Origin of the sequence: Nonomuraea sp. CA-143628 (assembly GCF_050942315.1) — a bacterium.
Classification (GTDB): domain Bacteria; phylum Actinomycetota; class Actinomycetes; order Streptosporangiales; family Streptosporangiaceae; genus Nonomuraea.
Window position 1 is genome coordinate 619,299 of sequence record NZ_CP192072.1, and the last position, 23,042, is coordinate 642,340.

At 70.5% G+C, this 23,042-nt stretch carries 22 protein-coding genes; 15 read left to right on the top strand and 7 right to left on the bottom strand.

The window, feature by feature from the left end; all coding sequences use genetic code 11:
• Positions 1-6: 6 nt before the first annotated feature.
• Positions 7-861, top strand: coding sequence for an AfsR/SARP family transcriptional regulator (locus ACQP2T_RS02985; protein ID WP_433514656.1), 855 nt, complete (start codon positions 7-9; stop codon positions 859-861).
• Here the strand turns inward: ACQP2T_RS02985 and ACQP2T_RS02990 are convergent.
• The gene (locus ACQP2T_RS02990; protein WP_433514657.1) at positions 765-1,781 is read right to left on the bottom strand and encodes a GlxA family transcriptional regulator; all 1,017 of its coding nucleotides are present in this window, start codon (positions 1,779-1,781) and stop codon (positions 765-767) included. The two genes, ACQP2T_RS02985 and ACQP2T_RS02990, sit on opposite strands and share 97 nt — an antisense overlap.
• A gap of 71 nt (positions 1,782-1,852) precedes the next feature.
• Here ACQP2T_RS02990 and ACQP2T_RS02995 point away from each other — a divergent pair, with 71 nt between their 5' ends.
• Positions 1,853-2,167, top strand: a complete 315-nt coding sequence (locus ACQP2T_RS02995; protein ID WP_433514658.1) for a cupin domain-containing protein — start codon at positions 1,853-1,855, stop codon at positions 2,165-2,167.
• A gap of 89 nt (positions 2,168-2,256) precedes the next feature.
• Positions 2,257-2,631: a protein-tyrosine phosphatase family protein gene (locus ACQP2T_RS03000; protein ID WP_433514659.1), complete on the top strand. Its 375-nt coding sequence runs from the start codon at positions 2,257-2,259 to the stop codon at positions 2,629-2,631.
• A 10-nt stretch (positions 2,632-2,641) separates the two neighbouring features.
• On the opposite strand, the gene ACQP2T_RS03005 is transcribed toward ACQP2T_RS03000, so the two are convergent.
• The 3 genes from ACQP2T_RS03005 to ACQP2T_RS03015 form a co-directional block, all read right to left on the bottom strand.
• Positions 2,642-3,226: a DUF305 domain-containing protein gene (locus ACQP2T_RS03005; RefSeq protein ID WP_433519703.1), complete on the bottom strand. Its 585-nt coding sequence runs from the start codon at positions 3,224-3,226 to the stop codon at positions 2,642-2,644.
• Positions 3,227-3,331: 105 nt separating this feature from the next.
• Complete coding sequence (locus ACQP2T_RS03010) at positions 3,332-4,495, bottom strand: pyridoxal phosphate-dependent aminotransferase (RefSeq protein WP_433514660.1); 1,164 nt, start codon at positions 4,493-4,495, stop codon at positions 3,332-3,334.
• 115 nt (positions 4,496-4,610) lie between these two features.
• Entirely contained in the window at positions 4,611-6,146 is a 1,536-nt protein-coding gene (locus ACQP2T_RS03015; protein WP_433514661.1) for an FG-GAP-like repeat-containing protein, read from the bottom strand.
• Between the two features lie 108 nt (positions 6,147-6,254).
• Here ACQP2T_RS03015 and ACQP2T_RS03020 point away from each other — a divergent pair, with 108 nt between their 5' ends.
• From ACQP2T_RS03020 to ACQP2T_RS03065, 10 genes are read left to right on the top strand one after another with little or no spacing between them, the layout of a single operon-like run.
• Positions 6,255-7,022: a GntR family transcriptional regulator gene (locus ACQP2T_RS03020; RefSeq protein WP_433514662.1), complete on the top strand. Its 768-nt coding sequence runs from the start codon at positions 6,255-6,257 to the stop codon at positions 7,020-7,022.
• Positions 7,023-7,073: 51 nt separating this feature from the next.
• Positions 7,074-8,363, top strand: coding sequence for an ABC transporter substrate-binding protein (locus ACQP2T_RS03025; RefSeq protein ID WP_433514663.1), 1,290 nt, complete (start codon positions 7,074-7,076; stop codon positions 8,361-8,363).
• A 2-nt stretch (positions 8,364-8,365) separates the two neighbouring features.
• Entirely contained in the window at positions 8,366-9,277 is a 912-nt protein-coding gene (locus ACQP2T_RS03030) for a carbohydrate ABC transporter permease (protein WP_433514664.1), read from the top strand.
• Positions 9,274-10,074, top strand: a complete 801-nt coding sequence (locus ACQP2T_RS03035) for a carbohydrate ABC transporter permease (protein WP_433514665.1) — start codon at positions 9,274-9,276, stop codon at positions 10,072-10,074. The genes ACQP2T_RS03030 and ACQP2T_RS03035 overlap by 4 nt, the downstream gene beginning before the upstream one ends.
• Positions 10,071-12,071, top strand: a complete 2,001-nt coding sequence (locus ACQP2T_RS03040; protein WP_433514666.1) for a GH36-type glycosyl hydrolase domain-containing protein — start codon at positions 10,071-10,073, stop codon at positions 12,069-12,071. Before ACQP2T_RS03035 ends, ACQP2T_RS03040 begins: the two co-directional genes overlap by 4 nt.
• Positions 12,068-12,940 carry an ROK family protein gene (locus tag ACQP2T_RS03045; RefSeq protein ID WP_433514667.1) on the top strand — a complete coding sequence of 291 codons (873 nt, stop codon included), beginning with the start codon at positions 12,068-12,070 and terminating at the stop codon, positions 12,938-12,940. Before ACQP2T_RS03040 ends, ACQP2T_RS03045 begins: the two co-directional genes overlap by 4 nt.
• The gene (locus ACQP2T_RS03050; protein ID WP_433514668.1) at positions 12,937-13,701 is read left to right on the top strand and encodes a sugar isomerase domain-containing protein; all 765 of its coding nucleotides are present in this window, start codon (positions 12,937-12,939) and stop codon (positions 13,699-13,701) included. The genes ACQP2T_RS03045 and ACQP2T_RS03050 overlap by 4 nt, the downstream gene beginning before the upstream one ends.
• Positions 13,698-14,390 (top strand): SDR family NAD(P)-dependent oxidoreductase, encoded by a 693-nt coding sequence (locus ACQP2T_RS03055; RefSeq protein WP_433514669.1) that lies wholly within the window; start codon positions 13,698-13,700, stop codon positions 14,388-14,390. Before ACQP2T_RS03050 ends, ACQP2T_RS03055 begins: the two co-directional genes overlap by 4 nt.
• Entirely contained in the window at positions 14,387-15,604 is a 1,218-nt protein-coding gene (locus tag ACQP2T_RS03060) for an FAD-dependent oxidoreductase (protein WP_433514670.1), read from the top strand. The genes ACQP2T_RS03055 and ACQP2T_RS03060 overlap by 4 nt, the downstream gene beginning before the upstream one ends.
• Entirely contained in the window at positions 15,601-16,545 is a 945-nt protein-coding gene (locus ACQP2T_RS03065) for a phosphotriesterase family protein (RefSeq protein ID WP_433514671.1), read from the top strand. The genes ACQP2T_RS03060 and ACQP2T_RS03065 overlap by 4 nt, the downstream gene beginning before the upstream one ends.
• Here the strand turns inward: ACQP2T_RS03065 and ACQP2T_RS03070 are convergent.
• Positions 16,542-17,369: an alpha/beta hydrolase family protein gene (locus ACQP2T_RS03070; RefSeq protein WP_433514672.1), complete on the bottom strand. Its 828-nt coding sequence runs from the start codon at positions 17,367-17,369 to the stop codon at positions 16,542-16,544. The genes ACQP2T_RS03065 and ACQP2T_RS03070 overlap by 4 nt on opposite strands.
• Positions 17,370-17,444: 75 nt before the next feature.
• Between ACQP2T_RS03070 and ACQP2T_RS03075 the strand changes: the two genes are divergently transcribed.
• Entirely contained in the window at positions 17,445-18,743 is a 1,299-nt protein-coding gene (locus tag ACQP2T_RS03075; RefSeq protein ID WP_433514673.1) for a M28 family peptidase, read from the top strand.
• 35 nt (positions 18,744-18,778) lie between these two features.
• On the opposite strand, the gene ACQP2T_RS03080 is transcribed toward ACQP2T_RS03075, so the two are convergent.
• Positions 18,779-19,408: a TetR/AcrR family transcriptional regulator gene (locus ACQP2T_RS03080; RefSeq protein WP_433514674.1), complete on the bottom strand. Its 630-nt coding sequence runs from the start codon at positions 19,406-19,408 to the stop codon at positions 18,779-18,781.
• Between the two features lie 122 nt (positions 19,409-19,530).
• Entirely contained in the window at positions 19,531-22,161 is a 2,631-nt protein-coding gene (gene rph / locus ACQP2T_RS03085; protein ID WP_433514675.1) for a rifamycin-inactivating phosphotransferase, read from the bottom strand.
• 231 nt (positions 22,162-22,392) lie between these two features.
• Between rph and ACQP2T_RS03090 the strand changes: the two genes are divergently transcribed.
• On the top strand, positions 22,393-23,007 hold the full coding sequence (locus ACQP2T_RS03090) for a TetR/AcrR family transcriptional regulator (protein ID WP_433514676.1): 615 nt from the start codon (positions 22,393-22,395) through the stop codon (positions 23,005-23,007).
• Positions 23,008-23,042 lie beyond the last annotated feature (35 nt).

A 23,042-nucleotide genomic window follows, 5' to 3' on the forward strand; every position in this document is an offset into this window, starting at 1 on the left:
GCAGGCATGCGGGTGAGACTGTTGGGGCCGGTGGACGTGCTGGTGGACGACGTCCCGCGAAGGGTGAGGGGGCTTCGCCGCACGGCCGTGCTCGCCGCGCTGGCGCTGCGGCCCGGTGCCGTGGTCAGTGTCGATCTCCTGGTCGAGGCGGTCTGGGGTACGACGGCGCCGGCCTCGGCCGCCACGACCGTGCAGTCCCATGTCTCCTACCTGCGCGGCGTGCTCGACCGCCGGGAGGCGATCACGGCCCGCCGGCCCGGCTACCTGCTGGACCTCGGCGAGCGGGAGGCCACCGACGTCCAGACCGCCGAGCGCCTCATCCGGCAGGGCATGGAGCCCGCGGCCCCGGAGGTACGGGCCGACCGCCTGCGGGCCGCCGTGGCGTTGTGGCGGGGCGCGCCGCTGGCCGAACTGTCCGGGCTGGCCTGGTTCGACGAGCAGGCCCAGCGGCTGGAGCAGCTGCTGCTGGAGGCGCGCCACGCCCTCATCGACGCGCGGCTGGCCCTCGGGCAGGATCGTCAGCTCGTCCCCGAGCTGACGGACCTGAGCAGGCAGCATCCGCTCCACGAACAGGTGCACGCGCAGCTGATGCTCGCGCTGTACCGGGCCGGTCGGCAGGGTGAGGCGCTGGCCGTCTACCAACGGCTGCGCCGCACTCTGGTCGACGAGCTGGGCATTCATCCCAGCCAGCCGCTGCGGGACCTGGAGGTGGCCGTGCTGAGACAGGACCCCGTCCTGGACCGGCCTGTTTCGCCGTCGCCCGCTTACCTGAGACGTTGCCCCGCCTTGGCGGCCGGCTGCTCCCGGCCCTGGCCGGACGGTGGCTCGGTCCGCGTGCGCAGGTGGAAGGCGCGCCGGTAGGCGGCGGGGGTGGTGCGCAGGGCGTCGTTGAAGCGGCGGCGGAGGTTCGTGGCCGAGGATAGGCCAACCCGGGCGGCGATCGCATCCACGGACAGGTCCGTCTCCTCCAGGAGCGCCCGCGCCCCGGCGATCCGCTGGGCGAGCACCCACTGCCCGGGGCTGGTGCCGAGCTGGGCGGTGAACATCCGGGCCAGCGTCCGGGTCGACACACCGCCGCGGGCCGCCAGGTCGTCGACGGTCAGTGGCTCGCCGAGCCGCTCCGCCGCCCACTCCAGCAGGGGCGCGAGCGAGTCGGGCGCCCGGTCACGCGATGGCGCGATGGCGTACTGGAGCTGCCCGCCCTCCCGGTGCGGCGGCATGACCATGTGGCGGGCCACCTTCGCGGCGTACGCGGCGCCGTGGTCGGTCCGTACGAGGTGCAGGCACAGGTCGATCCCCGCGCTGGTGCCGGCGCTGGTGGCGACGTCGCCGTGGTCCACGTACAGCACGTCGGGATCGACCGGGACGGCGGGGAAGCGCTCCGCGAGCTCGGCCGCCAGCCGCCAGTGGGTGGTGGCCCGCCGCCCGTCGAGCAGCCCGGCCTGCGCCAGGACGAACGCGCCCGAGCAGATGGCGGCGATCCGCGCGCCGCGCCGGTGCGCCCGGCGGAGTGCGGCGAGTACGGCCCCCGAGGCCGTGCGGGTCTGCCAGCCGGGGATGACGACCGTGTCGGCGCACTCCACCGCGGCCAGGCCCTCGGTGACCGTGATCGAGTAGCCGGCCAGGGTGGGTACCGGTCCCGGTGTCTCGGCGCAGACGCGGAAGTCGTAGAGGCGGGCCAGCCCGGGCCGTACGGTGGCGAACACCTCGGCGGCGCAGCTCAGCTCGAACGTCGCCTGGGGTGGGCTGGCCAGCGCGACGACGCGATGCTCCGACGACATGGCAGAAAAGTACTCTATGACGTCTTTTCTGGCACTGGGTGGGTGCCTGTCGCGCTCGCCAGGATGGCGGCATGGAAACGGACCGGCAGGCAATGCACATCGACGACGTGGAGCCGGTGGAGGTGGCGCCCGGCATCATCAGGCGGCGGCTCACCGCGACCGGGCTGGCGCGGGGCTGGCTCATCGACTTCGCCCCCGGCACGCAGTGGCCCGAGGTGGACGTACACGAGAGGGAGGAGCGTTACTACGTGCTCAGCGGCGAGGTGATCGAGGGCGAGACGCGGTACAGGGAGGGAAGCTACGTGGTGTTCGCCGCGGGCAGCCGTCACCAGCCGCGGACCGAGGTGGGAGCCCGCATGCTCGGTATCAATTTCCTGGTCAGCTGATCGGGGGCAAAAATGGAGATATGACCGACGCGCAGCTTGTGGGAGCGATCCGACTCCCCGATGGAACCTATGTTCGCGGCCGTGGCCTGTTGGACGAGCCGCCTACCGGGCCTGCCCCCGACTACGGCCTCTACCTGGGGACCTCGCGGTTGCGGAAGCGCGGCGGGGCCGGGTTGTCGTGGCCGCACCACTGGATCGACTGGCCGGACTTCCTGCTGCCGCGCGACCGTGACGGCGCGGTCGGCCTGATCCGCTCGCTGCACGAGCAGGCCAAGGCCGGTCGTCAGGTGGAGGTGGCCTGTGGACACGGCGTCGGCCGTACCGGCACCGTCATCGCCTGCCTGGCCGTACTGTCCGGATTGTCCCCGGACGAGGCGATCACCTGGACACGGGAGCACCACAACCGGCGGGCGGTCGAGACCCCGTGGCAACGCAAGTGGGTGACGCGCTTCCCGATGAGCTGAAGGCCCGGTTTCAGAGACGCTCGACGATCGTCTGGAGCTGGGCGACCTCGTCCCGCTGGTGGGTCGCCATATGAGTGGCCACCTTCTTGACCTTGGGGTCGGACCCCTCGGCCTCCTGGGTTCGGACCATCTCGATCGCGCCGTTGTGGTGCACGATCATGTGCCGGGCGAACAGCTTGTCGAACTTCTTGCCCTTGGCCTTCCTGAGCTGCTCCATGGCCTCCTCGGAGATGAGACCCGGCATCTCATGACCCACGTGGCTGGACATCTCGGGCTTGTTCCACGCCGTCAGCCAGCCCTTCATGGTCTGGATCTCCGGCTCCTGGGAGACCTTGATCTTCTCGGCGAGCTCCGTGACCTCGATGTCGCTCGCGCGGGACGGCGCCAGGCCGGCCATCTCCACCGCCTGCTCGTGGTGCGGGATCATCATCTGCGTGAACATGACGTCGGCGTCGTTGAACACGACCGACGGTGCCACGGACGTCGTGGCGGCGCCGCCCGACCTGCCGTCCTGGCCGGTCATGTCGTTGCCGCCGCACGCCGTGAGCAGGGCGAGTGTGCCCGTGGCGGCGGTATAGGAGATCTTGCGTTTCATGCGCACCGCGACGCGATCCCTTCTCGGTCCAGTACTGGGGAGGGCCGGGTGCCGCGCCCGGGTGGACGGGCGCGGCACCACGAATGTGGGGTTACCGCCGGTGGGTCAGGCGGACAACGGGTTCACGGCTCGATGGTGCAGGCCGGTGACGGGGATCTCGTGCAGGCTGCCGGAGTACAGATACTGGGTCATGCCGACCAGTAATCGCCGTACGTCCTCCTGCGGCCGGACCACCAGGCGAAGGAACTGGCTGGTCGTGCCCAGCTTGTTGCCGCACTCGCGTACGTACACGCCGTGCTCGGAGAGCAGGTGGTCGCGCAGCGGCACCCCGTCGTGCCCCGGGGGCAGCTTCACCAGCAGGAAGTTGCCCTGCGAGGCGTAGACGGTCAGCTCCGGCATCGCGCTGAGCTGGTGGAACATCGCCCGCCTGTCCTGAGCGAGCCGCCTGAGGCTCTCCTGGTACTCGGGCCGGCACTGCTTCATCATGAACACCACGACCTCGGCGAACGAGTTGAGGTTCCACTTGGGCAGCGCGTCGCGTACCTTCCCGGCCAGCGCCGGGTTGGCGACCATGTAGCCGAACCGGATGCCGTGCAGCCCGAAGTTCTTGCCCAGGCTGCGGAGCACGATCACGTTGGGCCGGACCGCGGCCTCCGCGGCCACGCCCGGATACGGCTCGGCGTCCACGAACTCGCCGAACGACTCGTCGACGATCACCAGGTCCAGGTCGATGAGCAGGTCGAGCAGGCGCAGGACCTCGTGCTTGGGCAGGTACCCGCCGTCGGGGTTGTTGGGGTTGCAGATCACCGCCACGCGGGAGCCGCGCATGCGGACGAAGCGTACGAAGTCATTGACGTCGAGGCCGAAGCCGTGGCCCTCCATCAGCGGGTACATGTCGACCCGCTTCCCGGTCTCCATCGGCTGGTCGGTCCAGCGGCCGAAGGTGGGGATCGGCACCGCCAGGCTCTCCTTCACCAGCAGGTGGTCGATCCAGGTGATCAGCTCGGTGGATCCGTTGCCCATCGCGACCGTCTTGGGGTGGAGCCCGAGGGTGGAGCAGAGCTCCGCGGTGATCGTGTCCGCGTCGCTCGGATAGAACTTGAGGATCGTCTCCAGGTTCCTCCCGAGATGCTCGAATATTTCCGGGGTCGGGAAGTAAGGGTTACACGGGATGCAGAAGTCCACCGGGGCAAGCTGACCCGATGATCCGCGCAGCAGTGAGAAGTACGAAGGGCTGTGCGCCTGCGCTCGCAAAAGGCTGAGCTCCACGACACCTCCTGGGGCACGTGTCCGGACGTGAGTAGGTACGCGGGGCTTTGGGAGTCGGTTCAGCCGAAACTGATCTTTCGGCCCGTGCCTTCGCCGGGGCAGCTCACTGTCGGCCCTATTTGGCGGACCACATTCCCAGGTGGGAGCCCGTGTCGGACGCCTGGATGGCGGCCGGGTCGAACGAGAGGGCGCCGTCGGTGGTCAGGCCGCCGGGTGAACCGGGCAGCACCCAAGCCGCGCCGGTCTCGGCGACCGTGCGGCTCTCTCCGGCGCTCGGCTTGGCCGGGCCGTCCTCTCCAGGAGGGCCGACGCCTGGCTTGGCCCCGCTGTCCTCGCTGGGGGCGCCCACGCCGAGGTCGGCGCGGCCGTCGCCGTTGAGGTCGCGCAGGCTGACGGAGGCGCCGAACCGGTCCCCGTCCTCGGCGGTCCCTGGGACACCCGGGCTGGCCTGGGTGAACAGCCGCGCCCCGGTCGGGCCCCCCTTGCCGCCTCTGAGCAGCAGCACAGCGCCGCCACCGGTCTTGCCGGGCACGCCTGCGGCGATGTCGGCGTACCCGTCGCCGTCCACATCCCCGGCGGCCAGATCGAAGCCGAACTGGTCACCTCGCTCGCCGCTCCCCGGCACGCCGGGGCTGTCCTGAGTGAAGGTGCGGGTACGGCGGCCGGGGCCGTCCGGCGAGCCGTACAGGACCTTGATGGTGCCTTCGTCGGACTTCAGGGTGTCGACGAAGCCGCTGGGGATGACGCGCAGCACCAGGTCGCCGTAGTGGTCGCCGTCGAGGTCGCCCACGGCCCCGGTGGCCGCCGCGTCCAGCCGTCTCGGCCGTCCGGCGAGCCCTTGCGGGCCGCCCTTCCAGAACAGGGACGGCTCGGCCGTCTCCTCCCAGGCGTGCGTGGTGACCAGGTCGTCCTTGCCGTCGCCGGTCAGGTCGCCGGCGACCAGCCTGGTCGGCTGCTCGTAGGTCCCGTCCAGGATGACCTTGCGGGCCGGGCGGCCGTCACGCGGGAGCGGGCCGTGGAAGACGTTCACCAGACCCCGCTCGCTGGTGGCGGCCAGGTCGTCACGGCCGTCGCCGTCGAAGTCGCCGACCGCCAGCTCCCGGCCCTCGGTCGGGTCGACCAGGTCCGGCGGGACGTCGGTGCGCGGGGGGTCGATCAGCGGGGTGCCCAGCGCCAGCCCGTCCTTGCCGCCCCACAGCAGGGTGACGAACCGCCGGTCCAGCTCGAAGGGGTTGTACGAGCTGACCGCCAGGTCGGTGTAGCCGTCGGCGTCGAAATCACCGGCGGCGGTGCGCGCCCCGAACGCGTCCGCGGCCACGGGATCGCCCGCCACGTTGGAGCTGTCGAGGTGCAGGATCCGGCGCCGGGCGGGATCTACACCACCAGCCGCGCCATACAAGATGGCGATATATCCGGCTTTGAGGATGTGGCCGACCGTGCCCGCCGGGGCCGAGACCGCGTAGTCCTCGAAGCCGTCACGGTTGAAGTCGACCTTGGCGGCGGTGAAGCCGACCGGGGTGGCGGTGAACCGGGCCGGGGCGGCGGTGCTCGGCAAGCTCGTGGCAGGCCGGGCGGCACTGTCAGAGGGCCTGGATTCGGCACCGCCCAGCACGAGGGACGCGCAGATCACCGTACACATGACGCCCCGCACAGACCCTCCACCGGCGCTAGACCTCAGCACGATACACAACGAGTGGTTGACACCATCCGGGTCGAGCGGAAAAGATACGGTCGTCCGTACAACTTAGGACGTGAGCGTATGACCGACTGGGAACGCCGGCTGGCCCTCGACCCGTCAGCCGTGGTGCCGCTCTACTACCAACTGCGCGAGCGCCTGAGGGCGGCCATCCGCGACTGCGAGCCCGACACGCCCATCCCCGCCGAGAAGGACCTCATGGCGTACGCGGGCGTGAGCCGGGCGACGGCCCGCCGGGCGATCGGCGACCTGGTGCAGGAGGGCCTGCTGGTGGCCAGGCAGGGCAGCGGCACCTACACCGCGCCGCTGGCCGTGGCTCCCGAGCTGGGCGCGGGCCCGGTCGGCTTCACCGAGACGATGGCGCGGCTCGGCCGCAGGCCGACGACGCAGGTGCTCAAGGCCCATCTGCAGCCGGCGGGCGCCGAGGTCGCCGTGGCGCTCGGTGTCCGGGAGACGGAGCAGATCGTCTTCGTCGAGCGGCTGCGCCTGCTCGAAGGCGCGCCCTGCATGCTGGAGAGCGCCCACCTGCCCGCCGAGCTGGTGCCCGGCATCCTCGACGAGGACCTGACCGGCTCGCTCTACGACCTGCTGCGGGTGAAGTACGGGCTGTCCCCCGCCAGCGGCAGGGAGACGATCGGCGCGGTCAACGCCGACTACCGGCTCGCCCAGCTGCTCCATGTCCCCATGGCCGCGGCCCTGCTCGCGACCGCCCGCAACACGTGCACCGAGAGCGGTGTCGCGCTCGAATACACCATCCGCCACGCGCGCGGCGACTTCGCCGTGTTCTCCGTGGAGCTCAACGACGCCAAGAACGCCCTGATGGGCCAGTAACCCCCCAAACAGTCATCTACCTGGACGGCATCGCCGTTCCGGAGGTTGAGCATGTCCATGATGACCCGGCGCAACTTGCTCAAGACCGCCGCACTGACCACGGCGTCCGGCCTGCTGGCCGCCTGCGGCTCCGCCGATCCGGTGGCCTCGGTGCCCGCCGACGGGGTGCCGCGCGGGAAGATCTCCGTCTGGCTGCACCAGACCAAGGCGTACGACGCGGTGTTCACCCCGTTGCTGCGCAGTTACATGCAGGAATTCGGCGGCGTCGACATCACCCCGCTCTACGTGCCCGTGGACAAGCTCGACGCCAAGCTGCTGACCGCCTTCGCCGGTGACGTGCCGCCGGACCTGTTCAGGATCGGCGGCTGGACCATCCCGGGTCACGCGCGCAAGGGCCGCCTCGCCCCGATCATCCCCAAGGCCATGGGCGTGGCCGACGAGAAGGCGCTGGTCCAGGACTACGACGAGCACGCGATCAGCTCGTTGTCGTACGAGGGCAGGCTCTACGGCGTCCCCACCGACTACACGATCTGTTACCTCTACTACCGCAAGGACAGGTTCAAAGAAGCCGGCCTCGATCCAGACAAGCCGCCCACGACCTGGGAAGAGGTCGCCGAATACAGCAAGAGGCTGACCTCGGCCGACGGCAAGAAGGTGGGCCTGCAGTGGATCCTGGGCAATCCGCAGTGGACGCTGATGCAGCTGCTCGCCCTGGTCAAGGGGAAGGGCGGCACGATACTCAGCCCCGACGCGGGCAAGGCGACGCTGGCCAGTGACGCGGGGGTCGAGGCGCTGCGTTACTACGGGAGCCTGGGCAACCCGAAGCTGTCGAGCCCGCTGTCCGGCTTCGGGCTGTTCGCCACCGGTGAGGCGGCCATGCTGGTCTCCGGGCTGTTCGCGATGGACCTGTTCCCGACACTGAACCCCAAGCTGACCTTCGGCAACGTCTTCGACATCGCGCCGATGCCGCGCTGGGACGCGGGCAAGCCGGTCGCCCCGGCCTACACCTGGGGGTGGGCGGTGGCCAAGCAGTCGAAGCTGCAGTACACCGCCTGGCACTTCGTCGACTACCTCCAGCGCCAGGACGTCGCGGCCAAGCAGCTCAAGGACGCCAGCATCCTCACCCCGGTCAAGGGCTGGGAGAAGTTGTCGGGCGCCGACCAGAAGGCGCTGGACATCATGGCGGACGCGGCCCCGTACGCCGACTTCGGCCCGCAGACGCCGGTGTGGAACGAGATGGCCAAGGCGCTGACCGACGCGGCCGACGCGGTGGCCTTCGGCAAGAAGACGCCCGAGCAGGCGGCGGCGGACTTCGACCAGGCCATGCGGATGACGCTGTGACGGTGTCCTTACAACTGGTGCCGCCCGTCACGCAGGTCTCGGGCAAGGGCCAGCGGTGGGCGGAGGCGCGTACCGGCGGCCTGCTGGCCCTACCGGCGGCGGTCTACTTCCTGGTCTTCTGGCTCGTGCCGTTCGTCGCGGCCGTGTATCTCAGCTTCACCAGCTACGACTTCGCCGGGACGCCCGAATGGACCGGCCTGGACAACTACCGGAGGATGCTCGGCGACCCCGGCTTCTGGAACTCGGCCCGGGTCACCGCCGTCTACACGATCGCCTCCGTGGTCCCGTCGATCGTGCTCGGCCTGGCGATAGCCGTGCCGCTGAGCAAGCCGGGCCGCTACAACGCCTTCCTCCGCGGGCTGGTCATGATCCCGGCGGCGATGCCGCTGGTGGCCACCTCGATGGTTTGGTCGGTGATCTTCGCTGACAAGGGCCTGGCGAACGCGCTGATCGGGATCGTCGGAGCGGAGCCGAAGCCGTGGCTGACCGACGAGGGGCTGGCGCTCTGGGCCCTGGTGATCATGACGACCTGGAAGCACCTCGGGCTCTTCGTGATCATCCTGACCGCCGGGCTGCAGGGGCTGCCGCTGAGCGTGTTCGAGGCGGCCGCGCTCGACGGCGCCGGTCCGATCCGGATCTTCTACCGCATCACGCTCCCGCTGCTGCGCCGCACGCTGCTGTTCGTGCTGGTCATCGCGGTGGTCGGGGCGATGCAGTCGTTCGTGCCCGCCTTCCTGCTCACCAAGGGCGGCCCGGCGGGCGCCACCGAGGTGCTGCCGCTCTACCTGTGGGCGACCGGCTTCGGGTTCGAGCGCATGGGCTACGCCTCGGCCATCGCGATGGTGCTGCTGGTGGCCATGCTGGCGCTCTCGCTCGTGCAGTTCAGGGTGCTCAGGGGAGGCGATGACGGGTGAGGGTGGTCCGCAACACTCTGCTGACGCTGGTCGTGGCCGTCCTGCTGCTGCCGGTGTACGCGATGTTCGCGGTCTCGTCCGCGTCGGACGCGACCGACCTCGGCGGGTTCGGCTTCGACGTCTCCCAACTGGGCGCGCACGTCTCGCAGCTGTTCGACCAGGGCGGCTTCCCCGTCTACCTGCGCAACAGCTTGATCCTCGCGCTCGGCATCGGCGTCCTCGAAGTGATCTTCTCCTCGGCCGCCGGATACGCGCTCGCGCAGCTCAGGTTCCCCGGCAGCCGGGTGCTGTTCGCGGTCATCGTGGGGACGCTGTCGCTGTCGCCGATCGTGGTGCTCGTGCCGATGTACCTCATCGTCAAGGAGCTGGGCTGGATCAACTCCTACCAGGGGATGATCGTGCCGTTCATGATGAGCGCGTTCGGGGTGTTCCTGGTCCGCCAGTTCGCCCTGGCCCTGCCGCACGAGCTGCTGCTGTCGGCGCGGGTGGACGGTGCGAGCGAGTTGCGGATCTTCCTCCGCATTGGCGTGCCGCTGCTGCGGCCCGCGCTGCTCACGCTCTTCCTGCTGCAGTTCCTCGCGCAGTGGGACAACCTGCTGTGGCCGCTCATCGTGGCCAACGATCCCGGCCTCTGGCCGCTGCCCGTCGGGCTCTCGCAGCTCCAGACGGAGTACGACTTCAGCATCGGCCTGGTCAGCACCGCGGCCCTGATCACGGCGGTACCGCCGCTGGTGCTGATGTTCCTGTTGCAGCGCTACTACGTGGCGGGGCTGACCTTGGGAGGGGTACGGAAATGAGCGCGTTCGGCGCATGGACCACCGCGTACGGGCTGCCCGCCTTCGCCTACACGGCGGACCAGGAGAGCGACCCGCGCGCGGAGTGGGACCCCGTCCTGGACCCGCTCACCCGGCGGCACTTCGTCCATGTCGGGAACCGGCGGATCACGCTGGTCGCGGACAACTACGGGCTCAGCGACCTGTTCGACGAGCACACCGGCCTGCTGTGGCTCACCCGTGGCACGGGGGTGACGCGCGTCGGCACCCTTTCCACCGATATTTCGGGATCTGAGCGGATCTTCGGGCCGACGTTCGCGATCGTCCGGGTCGCCGACGACCAGGTGTCACTGGAACGCACGGTGCTCTGCCCCGAGGGCGAGCACCCGTGGGTGCTGATCCGGCTGCGCGTGCGCAACCTGCTCGACGAGCCGGTACGGCTGGAGCTGACCGAGGAGTGGACGGCCGGCGCGGCCCGGGTCGAGCTCATCAGCGGCGCGAAGCCGACCGAGGATCCCGGGCTGGAGCTGGAGCTCGTCGGCGGCCCCAGGACCCGGTCCGGCCGCCTGGCCGTACCCCTGGAGCTGGCGGCGGGCGGAGAGCGCCTGCTGGAGCTGAGATACGGGCTGCTGGACGACGAGACGGACAGCCGAGCCGGCGAGGTGACGGGGGCGTTCGCCGGCAGCCTGGCCGCGCTGCGCGACCGGCTGCCGAAGGCGGTCGCCGCGCGGGCGCCCGAGGCCGAGCGGGAGGTCCCGTGGCACGCGGCGCTGCTGACCGGCGCGGCCTGCGCCGACGGCGTGCTCGGCGGCCACACCCTCGACCAGGGCTCGTGCTACTCCTTCCGGCACGGCTTCAACGGCGCCGCGCGCGACCCGCTCCAGCACGCCCTGCCGCTGGTGTACATCGAGCCGGACCTGGCCCTGTCCGTGCTGCGCAACACGTGCGCATGGGGCGGCCCCGACGGTGACCTGCCTTATGCGCTCGGACCGGACAAGCAGCCATGGACCGACCTGTTCCGGCCCTCGGACCAGAACCTGTGGGCCCTGTGGCTGGCGGCCGAATACCTGAGCGCGACGGATGACCTGGCGGCCTTCGGCGAACCCGTGCCGTATCACCCGGTCCACGGGGCCGCGCCGGTGTCGCTCGGCGCGAACCTGCGCCGACAGTTCAGGTTCCTCACCGACGTGGTGGGCCGGGGAGAGCACGGCCACCTGCGGATCCTGAACGCCGACTGGAACGACATGGCCATCACCGAGAGCGGGGTGGACCGCGAGCTGATGATCTCCCACGGCGAGTCGGTCCTGAACTCGGCCATGGCCGCCTGGGTCCTGCCCCGCTACGCGATCCTGGCCGAACGGCTCGGCGACCACGCGACCGCCGCCGAGGCCCGCAAGCTCGGCGAGGAGCTGCGCGAGCTGGTGGCGGGCGAGTGGAACGGCCGGTGGTACCGGCGCGCGTACGGCCCGGGAGCCGTCGTCGGTGAGTCCGACCTGTGGCTGGAGGTGCAGCCTTGGGCGATTCTGTGCGGCGCCGCCCCTCCTGAGCGGGCCGTGGACCTTTTGCACACGATCGAGCGGACCTCCGCCGCCGATTCGCCGCTGGGCGCCCGGCTGCGCTGGCCCGACAAGGGCGCTTACGGCCCCGGCGGGGTCGGCACGATCTGGTACGCGATCAACATGACGCTGATCTGGGCCGCCGCCGAGCACGCTCCCGAGCTGGGCTGGCAGTGGTGGCGCCGCATGTCCCTGGCCGCCCATACGGCTGCCTATCCGGAGGTATGGGAAGGCACGCTGTCCGGCCCCGACGCCTACCTGGCGCCCGAGACCGAGCGGCCGGGGCGCACCTGGGACCTGGCCGACGTCGGCGTGGCCATGCAGGCGTACCCCGTCGCCAACCTGCACAGCCACTCCCAGCCGCTGCTGGCCTACCTGCGGCTGCTCGGCGTCGAGCCGTTCCGCCCGGTCGCGGCGCCCGAGGACGCCGGGTTCGCCTCGCGGGTCCTGAGGGTCGGGCTGTGACGCGGCTCGGGATCGACGTCGGCGGCACGTACACCAAATGGGTGGTTTTGGAGGGCGAGACGGTGGTCGGCGAGGGCACCGTCCCCACGCCGCCGGACCCCGACGAGACGATGACGTTCGTGGCCTCGCTGGCCGCCCGCCGGGTGGAGAGCATCGGGATCGGGCTGCCCGGCCACGTGGACCGCGACACCGGGACCGCGCTGTTCGTGCCGAACCCGCCCGGCGACTGGGACGGCTATCCGGTCGGCTCGCGGCTGAGCGCCCTGACCGGGGCGCCGGTGACCGTGGTCAACGACGCCCGCGCGTTCGGGCTCGCCGAGCTGCTCCTCGGGGCGGCTCGCGGGCTGCCCGACGTGCTGTTCGCGGTGCTCGGGACCGGGGTGGGCGGGGCGGTGGCGCTGCGCGGCGGGATCCTCGTCGGCCCGCGCGACAATCTCGGCGAGATCGGGCACGTCACGGTCTCCCCCTGGGGGCCGGTGTGCTGCTGCGGCAACCGGGGCTGTGTGGAGACGTTCGCCGGCGGGCCGGGCATCGTGCGGGCCTTCGGCTCCGGCTCGCCCAAGGAGATCGCCTCGCCCAAGGAGATCGCCGAGGCCGCCAGGGCGGGCGACGGGCGGGCGCTGGGCGTGCTGTCCAGGGCCGGCTGGGCGCTCGGCGTCGCCCTGGGCGACGCGGCGGCGTTCTTCGGCGTCGGCACGGTGGTCGTGGGCGGCGGGATCTCCGGCGCGCTCGATCTCATGCGATCCGCCCTGGACAAGGAACTTGAGCGGCGACGTCCGCTCATCGGGGAAATCGCGGTGCTACCCGCCGTACTCGGCCCGATGGCCGGGGCGATCGGCGCCGCGCTCTACGGGAGGAGATCTGGATGAAATGGATACGGCGCGCGATGGACCTGCTCAGCGAGATCGAGCGGACACAGGAGGACGCGCTCGCCGCGGCCGCCCGGACGGCCGCCTCGGCCATCGGCGGCGGGGGCGTGGTGCACACGTTCGGGACCGGGCATTCGCGGATGGGTGTGGAGGAGATGTTCCCCCGCTACGGCTCCTATCCCGGCTTCCATCCCATCGTGGACCTGTCGATGACGTTCTACACACAGGTGGCCGGGTCGAACGGGATGCGGCAGGCGATGTTCATCGAGCGGGTCGAAGGGCTCGCCGACGCCATCCTGGCCAACTTCGAGCTGCGGCCGACCGACGCGGCCATCGTGTTCAGCGTCAGCGGCCTGAACGCCGTGCCGATCGAGATGGCGATGGGATTGCGCAAGGCGGGACTGCCCGTGGTGGCCGTCACATCGATGCGGGAGACCACGGCCGTCGAGCCCGGTCACCCCAGCGGGACCCGGCTCGCCGACCACGCCGACGTGGTGATCGACCTGTGCACCCCGGTCGGTGACGCGCTGTGCTCCGTCGACGGGCTGGCCGAGCCGGTCGGTCCGGGCAGCACGCTGGCCGCGGTCTCCGTGGTCAACGAGATCAAGGTCCGTACCGCCGAACTGCTCGTCGCGGGCGGCTGGGTGCCGCCGGTCATCTCCAGCGCCAAGCTCGTCGGCGGCCCGCGCTCGGAGGAACTGTTCGAGGCGGCCTACCTCGAACACGCCCGCCGCGCCGCCGCCGTGCTCAGGAAACCATGAGCGCCGTATTGGTGGCCGGCTCGGACGGCGGCATCGGCCGGGCCTGCGTGGCGGCGGTCGAGGCCACCGGCGGGGCCGCCTACGGCGTGGACCTGGCCGGCGGGATCGACATCACCACGCCGGGACACGCGGAGAAGGCCCTGGCCCAGGCGACGGCCGCACACGGGCAGATCTCCGGCGTCGTGCACGCGGTCGGCATGTCGGGCCGCTCGCTCGGCGACGGCGGCGTGGTCGAGTGCACCGACACGGCGTGGCACGAGGTGCACCGGGTCAACCACGAGTCGGTGTTCCGGCTGCTGCGCGCGGCGATCCCGGCGATGCGGGAGGGCGGGTCGATCGTGGTGATCGGCTCGGCGCTGGCCTCGTCGCTCGACGACGACTTCCGCACCGTGGCCTACGCCTCGGCAAAGGGCGCGCTGATCCCGCTGATCAGGACCGCGGCCCGCGAGGCGGCGCCGCACGGCGTGCGGGTCAACCTGATCTCGGCCGGGCTGGTGGCCACGCCGATGAGCCGCCGCGCCCAGACCTCCGAGGCGATCAAGGCCAAGCTGCCGTCGCTGATGCCGCTCGGCGCCGAGCTGTGCCAGCCGGAGGAGGTCGCCCAGGCCGTGCTGTGGCTGCTGTCCCCGTCGTCCGGACGGACCACGGGCGCGGTCATTCCCGTCGACGGAGGGTGGCACCTGCGATGAACGTCCTGTGGGAAGGCGATGTCGTGGTCGCGGGCGGAGGCAGCGCGGGGTGCGCGGCCGCCGTCGCCGCCGCGCGTGCCGGGGCGTCGTGCCTGCTGGTGGAGTCGGCGGGCTTCCTCGGCGGTACGGGTGCCGCGGTGCTCGACACCTTCTACGGCTTCTACGCCCCCGGCCCCGTCTCGCGGCGGGTCGTCGGCGGCGTCGGCTGGGAGGTGTGCGAGCGGCTCTTCGAGGCCGGCGCCGCCTTCGAGCGGCCCAACACCTACGGCGCGGGCACCGGGGTGACCTACGAGCCCGAGGAGCTCAAGCTGGTCTGGGACGAGCTGGTCCCGGACGCGCTCCTGCACGCCAGGGTCTGCGACTTCGTGCCGGGTACGGGCGTCGTCGTGGAGACGGTGGCGGGCCGGTTCCTGGTCAAGGCCCGGGTGGTGATCGACGCCACCGGGGACGCCGAGGTGGCCTGGCGGGCCGGGGCCACCCTCGAACGCCCCGGGATGCGGCTCCAGCCGATGACGGCCACGTTCCGGCTCGGCGGGGTCGATCTGTCGGCCACCAGCACGGCGGAGCTGCACGCGCTGATGGCCGACGCCGACCTGCCGAGGCGCGAGGGGTCCGTGCATCGGACCGTGAACGACGGGATCGTGCACACCAACCTCACGCGAGTGGCCGGCCTCGATCCGACCGACCCGGTCGAGCTGGCGGAGGCCGAGCGGGAGGGGCGGCGGCAGGTCCGCGACTATGTCGCGTTTCTGCGGGCGAAGGTCCCGGGTTACGAATCGGCCGTGCTGCTCAGCACGTCCGTACGTATCGGGGTACGGGAGTCGCGACGCCTGGTCGGACGATATGTCCTGACTTCTGATGATGTGTTGGCCGGGCGGGATTTTCCCGACACGATCGCGCGGTGCGGCGCGCCCATCGAGGACCACGACTCGGGGGCCGCCACCCGCTGGGAGTACGTCCACGACTTCGGCACCTACGGCATCCCCTACCGGTGCCTGCTCCCCGTCGAGGTCGGCGGGCTGATCGTGGCCGGACGCTGCCTGTCGGCCACGCACGACGCCCACGCCTCCGCCCGGTCCATGGGGCAGTGCATGGCGATGGGGCAGGCGGCGGGGACGGCCGCGGCGCTGGCCGTACAGGCCGGGGTGGAGCCCGCTGCGGTGGACGTGGAGCTGCTGCGCACGCGGCTGCGAGAAGAAGGAGCGCTTCTGTGACCGTCCGTACCGTGCTGGGGGATGTCGAGGAGCTCGGCATCACCTATGCGCATGAGCACCTGTTCATGACCGGTGGCTGGCCGGTGCGCAACGAGCCGGACTACCGGCTCGACTCCCTCGACGCGGCCGTGGTGGAGGTGACGGAGGCGCAGCGGCTGGGCCTTTCCGCGGTGGTCGAGATGACACCGCTCGGGTTCGGCCGCAGTCCGTCCCTGATGAAGGAGCTGGCGGAGCGGACCGGGCTGCACGTGATCGCGGTGACCGGGTTCCACAAGAGCGGTTACTACAGCGACGCGCACTGGATGCACCGCTACTCGGTCGACGAGATCACCGAGCTCCTCGTGGCCGAGATCGACCAGGGCATGGACGAGTACGGGCTGGTGGGGCCGCTGGTGCGGCGGTCGTCGGCCCGCGCGGGCGCCATCAAGATCGCCACGTCGTACCACTCGTTCGGGCGCGGTGTGGCGCGGCTGGTCGGCGCGGTGGCCGCCGCCGCCCGGCGGACCGGCGTGCCGGTCGTCACCCACTGCGACAAGGGCACGATGGGACACGAGCTGCTCGACGCGCTGGCCTCGGAAGGCGTGGCGGCCGATCGGGTGGTGCTCGGGCACATCGACCACAATCCCGACGCCGGATATCTCGCCTCATTGGCGGAGCGAGGGGCCTATCTGGCCTTCGACCGGCCGGGCCGGGTCAAGTACGGGCCGGACAGCGCGATCGTCACGCTGGTCGCCGAGCTCGCCGAGCGCGAGCTGGGGGATCGGGTGCTGTTCGGGATGGACCTGGCGCGCAGGTCGTACTGGCCGAGCCTGGGCGGCGGGCCCGGCCTGACGTACCTCCTGGAACGGTTCGTGCCGCGGCTGGAGGCCGCGGGACTGGGCGAGGTGGCGAAGGCGGCGCTGATCGGAAACCCGCGCGCCGCCTTCGCGCTGCGCCGTTAGGGCAGGTTCTTCTCCACCTGGTTCTGCCAGTTGGCGTTGGTGTTGAGCTCCGGGGTGGTGCCGGCGAAGGCGCCCCTGGCGTAGGTGTCGCCCTGGAGCTGGTACATCAGCCAGGCCGTCACATAGCCGAGGAAACCGCCGCCCGTGCCCTGGATCGTGTTGTGGTCGGCGCCCTTGAGCTGCGCTTTCGCCGCCGCTCCCGGGACCTGGCCGTAGTACGTCTGGAGGGCCGAGTTGGGCGAGATGAGGGTGTCGTTGGCGCCGCTGACGAACAGCACCGGGCAGGCCAGCTGGTCGACGTAGAACTTGTCTCCCGAGCCCACCCAGATGGGCGCGGGCAGCGCGATGGGGATGACGGTGTCGATCAGGCCGCCGGACTTGGTCGCGGTGTTCACCGAACCGCCGGCGCCCTGGGAGTGGCCGACCGCGCCGACCTTCGTCACGTCGAGCTTGCCGTAGAAGACGCTGGAGCTGTCGGTGTTCCTGGCGATCAGATATTGGGCGGCGGCGATCATCTCCGACCCGGTGCCGGTCGTGGTGTCGGTCGAGGCGACCACGGCGAAGCCCCAGGAGGCGAGCTGGTTGAGCAACCCGGAATACTGCGTGGGCACGGCACCCGTGCCGTTGCCCCAGGTGATGATCGGATGCTTGAACCCTCCGGCGCCTAGGTCGGCCGGGTAGTAGAGCTTGTAGCCCGTGACGTCGGCGGTGGTGACCGCCCAAGGGCCCGCGACCTTGTAGTGCGCCTCGATGGTGTCCGCGGCTTGGGCCGGTCTGGCCATGATCCCCAGCAGGACCATGATGACGGCCACGACGAGCTTCATACAGCCTCCACAAGTTGTACGGATGACCGAAACTGTCGCTTCACAAAGGACCGCTGTCAATGGTTGGATCAGCCCATGGATCACGTGCCTTCCGCCGCCGAGATGCTCGGCTGGATCGAGACCGTCGTGTCCCGGGGCATCCGGCGGCCGGGCTATCCGGCGGACGCGTGGACCGAGCGGTGGCTGGCCGAGCGGCTGACGGAGTTCGGCCTGGAGGTCGCGCTGGAGCCGGTGGAGGTGCCCCGCTGGCAGCCCGGCACCGGGGTGCTGCGGCTCGACGATGGCACGGAGCTGACCGGGTTCCCGCTCCCGCACACCCTGCCGACGGACGGCTTGCGCGCCAGGATCGCGCCGCTCGCCGACGCGCGGCCCGGCGACATCGCGGTGGACGAGCTGGCCTTCACCGAGCTGCCGCAGTCGTACGTCAGCACGCTGGCCACGTCGTCCTACGACCCCGAGGGCGTCTTCGACACGCTCGTCCAGACCCTCCCGTTCGGCCCGCGGATGATGGAGGTCGTCGAGCCGGCGCTGGAGGCGGGCGCGGCCGGCTTCATCGGGGCGCTGACCGGGCTGCCGTGGGAGACGCGCGACTACTACGTGCCCTATGACGCGATCGAGCGGCCGATCCCCGGTCTGTGGCTGTCCGCGACCGACGCCCGGCGACTCCTGGACCGGCTGCCCTGTACGGGCGAGCTGGTCGCCCAGTCGGTCACCGACACGGTGACCACGCACAACGTGGTCGCCACGCTGCCCGGCGACTCGCCGCACACGGTCATCATCGGCTCCCACCACGACGGGCCGTGGGCCTCGGCCGTCGAGGACGCCTCCGGCATCGCGCTCGTCCTGGCCGCCGCGCGTCACTGGGCCGCTGTGCCCGTCTCGGCGCGGCCGCACAACCTGACGTTCCTGTTCACGTCCGGGCACATGGCGCATGCGGCGGGCACCAGGGCGTTCATCGAGCGCCATCGCCCGATGCTGGCCGACGTGGTGCTCCAGCTGCATCTCGAACACGCGGCGCTGCGCTGCGAGGCCGTGGACGGCGAGCTCGTCCCCACCGCTGACCCGGAGGTGAGGTGGTGGTTCACCAGCCGGGTGCCGCGGCTGGAGAAGCTGGTCGCCGAGACGCTGGCGGAGGAAGGGCTGCGGCGGTCCTTCGTGCTGCCGCCCGACGTGTTCTCGCCCATGCCGCCGACCGACGGGGCGTTCTTCCATCCGGAAGGGGTGCCGCTCGTGCACTTCCTGTCGGCGCCGATGTACCTGTTCGACGCGGCCGACACCATCGACAAGATCGACGTGGCGGGGCTGGAGCCGCTGGCCCGCGCGGCCGTGCGCATCGTGGCCGGGACCGCCGGGTGGTCGCCTCAGCTGGGCTGAGCCTCGACTGCGCTGAGCCTCAACCGGGCTGATCCTCAGCTGCGCTGATCGAGGGCGGCCTGGGCCTTGGCGGCGTCCTCCAGGCTGAGCATGGGATGCGAGTAGATGTCGATCAGGGTCCTAGCGAGCAGTTTGTCCCCCTCCGGGCTCAGCACCTCGACGCCCAGGGCCCGGGACATGTGGTGGCGCAGGACGGTGACCGACAGCGCCATCGCGGTAACCACCGCCGCCCGGGCCTTGCGGGGCACCTGAGGGGGATCGGGCCGGGTCCTGTCGTACTCCTCGATCCACTCCTCGCTCAGCCGTACGAGCTCGTCGAAGACCGCCTCGGCCCGCCCCTCGGCCAGGGCCCGCCCCACATACGACTGGTAGTGCCCCAGGAGAGTCCGGGCGACGGCGATATAGTTCACGTCACTCGGCATGGGGTCGCTCCGGACCTGGTCGTTGAGCCGGCGGATCAACTTGGCCAGGTGTTCGTCGCAGGCGTCGCGCAGCGCCTCCTTGGAGCCGAAGTGGTGGCGCACCAGCCCGGAGGACACACCGGCGGTCTCGGCGATGCCCCGGATCGTGGCCCGCTCGAACCCGTGCTCGCCGAAGTGCCGCAGCGCCGCGTCGCGGATCCGGGCGCGGGCGGTGAGGTCTTCGGGGTCGGGTGCGATCGTCACGCTGTCACCGCCGTTTGTGTAGCCCGCTACCTTCGCATGAAGCCTACTATGCGTACGTATAGTGGCCACAGACGTCCGGACAACCAGGACGGCGGCTACGCGAAGATCGACCGTACCGGCGATCAGGACAGCAGCTCCACGTAGCCCTCGCTGCCGTTCACCCGGATGAGCTGCCCGTCCTTGATGCGCTGGGTGGCGCCCTCCACGCCGACGACCGACGGCAGGCCGTACTCCCGCGCGACCACCGCGCCGTGCGTCATCACCCCGCCGACCTCCATCACGACGCCCTTCACCGAGACGAACAGTGCCGACCAGCTCGGGTCGGTGAAGACCGTGACCAGGATGTCGCCCTCCTCCACCTCGGCGTCCTCCATGCTCAGGACGACCCGCGCGCGGCCCTCCACGACGCCGGACGACACCGGGATGCCCGCCAGCGCCCCCTCGGGCCGGTCGCCCGCGTCGTACTCGCCGTTGATCACCTCGCCCTCCGAAGTGATCACTCGCGGCGGGGTCAGCTTCTGGTACGTCTCGTGCGCCTCCCGCCGCTCGGTGATCACGGCGTAGTCCAGCTGCCCGCTGTTGACCACCTGCCTGAACTCCTCCAGCGACAGGAAGTAGACGTCCTCCGGCTCCTTGATCACGCCCTGCGCCACCAGCTTCCTGGCCTCGCCCATCAACGCCTGCTTGTACAGGCCGTAGCGCTGCAGGCACGCGTGCTTGGAGTACTCCCGGTAGCCGATGAAGTGGCGCACCAGGCTCATCTGCCGCGCCGCCTTCTTCGCCTTCCGGCCGCCCACCTTGCTTCTCAGCTGGTCCAGGAGGTCGTTCATCGAGCGTTCGGCGTCCGCGCGCCCCTGCTCGACGCGGCGCTCGCGCTCGCCGGGCGGGAAGTTCTTGATGTTGCCGAGGATGAGCGGGACGAGCAGCGTCGGGTCCTCGCTCCATCGCGTCCTGGTGAGGTCGATGTCGCCTTGGCAGTGCATGCCGTACTTGTGCAGGTACTCCTCGATGGCCTGGCGCACGACGTCGCCGCCGTCGAGGCCGGAGAGCCCGGTGAAGAACGTGTCGCGCTCAGCCCTCGCGAAATAGTCGACGACGATCGGGTACTGCCGGACCACGTCGGAGACGTCGAGCAGGTCGAGCCCCATCGCCGCGACGACGTTGTGGTCGGCCGACTGGCCGACGGCGTCGGCGGCGTTCTTCACGCCCAGCCAGGCGTTCATGTGCTTGTTGACCCAGTTCACCGACTGGATGCCGAGGAACGCCGACGCCACGCTCCGCGGCTCGAACATGATGTCGGTCAGCTCGCGATGGTCCTCGATGATGAACGCGAACACGTCGTCACCGGACTTCCCGGCGATCGCCTCCCGGAGCCTCGCCACGGACTCCTCGTTCTGCTCGATGAGCTCGGGAACCACGCGGGGGTCGTCCTCGCGGGACAGCTTGAGGTATTGGCGGGCCATCGGCAGGGGCCCGCCCTTGCCGAAGTTCATCACCGACGTCTTCCCGTGGGCCAGCCCCTTGACGAAGTCCTTCCTGCTCAGCACGGTGCGCAGGGCGTTGGCCATCAGCACGTCGACCTGGCCGAGGCTCTTGATCGTGACCGGTCGGGCCCACGTCGAGGAGAGCTCGAAGGACATGTCCTTGTAGAACCGGTTCCCGGCCACCGCCATCTTCGGGCGGCCGAGCCACTCGTCCAGCAGGAGGAAGAACGACAGGCCGAGCGGCATGAACGCGTCGGTCATCATCTGGCGGTGCCCGTAGGAGATGTAGACGTGGTTCTTGCCGTCGTCCGAGGCCGGAACCGGGTACAGCGTGGTGATGGGACGGCTCTGCAGCACGTGGAACACGCCGTCGGACAGGCCGTACTCGATGTCCTGTGGCCGGCCGAAGTGGGCCTCGATCCGCCGCCCGAGGGTCTCCAGCTGAAGGATCTGCTCGTCGGTGAGGGTCTGCGCGTGCTGCCGCGCGGCCTCCACCGGCCGCTCCTCCGTGCCGCCGTCCGCCGAAGCGCGCAGCTCCATCGTCTGGACGGAGACCACCTTGTCGATGATCTGCCCCGCCTTGACCCGATAGGTGTCGGCGTTGACCAGGCCGGAGACCATCGCCTCACCCAGGCCGAAGCCCGCGTCGATCGAGACCACCGTCCGGTTGGACGTGACGGGGTCGGCGGTGAACATGATGCCCGCGGCCTCGGGGAAGACCATCATCTGCACGACCACCGAGACCTGGACCGCGCGGTGGTCGAAGCCGCTCTTGATGCGGTAGGCCACGGCCCGGTCGGTGAACAGCGAAGCCCAGCACCGCCTGACGTTGTGGACCACCGACTCGGGGCCGCGGACATTCAGGTAGGTGTCCTGCTGGCCGGCGAAGGAGCTCGACGGCAGGTCCTCGGCAGTGGCGCTCGACCGTACGGCACAGGGGACGTCGCCGAGGTCCGCCAGGTGGGTGATGATGTCCCGCTCGATCTCAGCGGGAATGGCCAGCGCTTCGATGGCCGTACGGAGGCGGGCGCAGGCGGCGGCGATAGCCGGGCGGTCGTCGGCCCGCAGGCCGGCCAGCCCGTCGATCAGCATGCTGACCGTGGGATCCCCCTCCACGATCGCCCGATAGGCCGCAGTGGTCACGCAGAACCCGTCCGGCACGCGAACGCCGTCGATGCCGGACAGCTCGCCGAGGTTGGCGCCCTTGCCGCCGACCTGGGGGAGCAGAGTCTTGTCGATCTCGTGGAAGCCGAGTACGTAGGCGCTCATCGCTGAATCCCATCTGCCCTCTCGTGTGAAGGGCTTCGAGCCACTACCAATACAGTACAGTACTGTATTGAAATCAAACCGCAGGAGGCCCCATGCCCTTCGATCACCCCAGCTCGCCGCTCGGGCCGGTGTGGCGCCGCGCGGCTAGAATGCGGTCGTGTCTCGCACCTTCGCCGGCGCGTTCGTCGGCGCTGAGAGGATGAGCGTGGTGGCTATCCCCGAGCGGTCGACATGACCGGCACCGCAGCCTCCCAGCGGGGCACCGCAGCCTCGCAGCGGCCAGCCGGTCGTCCGCGCAGCCAGGAGGTGGACGCGGCCATCCTCGCCGCCGCGCTGGACCTGCTGATCGAACGGGGCGCCGTGCTCACCAGCATCGAACAGGTCGCCCAGCGGGCCGGCGTGACCCGGGCCACCGTCTACCGGAGATTCCCCGACAAGACCTCACTGCTGATCCAGGCCATCGAGTCAGTCCACCAGGCGCCCGAGTCGGTGGCCCTCGACTGGCCGGACATCGACCGGATGCTGACCGACTGGGCCACCTATCTGAGCATGCCCCGAAACCGCTGCATGCTCCGCCGGGTCTACGGCGCCGTGGACGACTATCCCGAACTGCTCCAGACGTACCGCAAGTCCTATAGCGGCGGCCGCGCCTCGGCCGAGCTCATCACGCTGGGCCGGGCCCGCGACAACGGCCAGCTGCCGCCGGACAGGGACCTTAACATCATCCAGCAGATGCTCACCGGCGCAATACTGCACCATCTCGGTGCGTATCCGGACTCGACGAGCGCCGCCGACGTCAAGACGTACCTCACAGCCGTACTCCAGCAGTTCGGCTACCAACCCTGACAAGCAAGGTCCTCCCTTTGGGCGCTTCGCGCTAT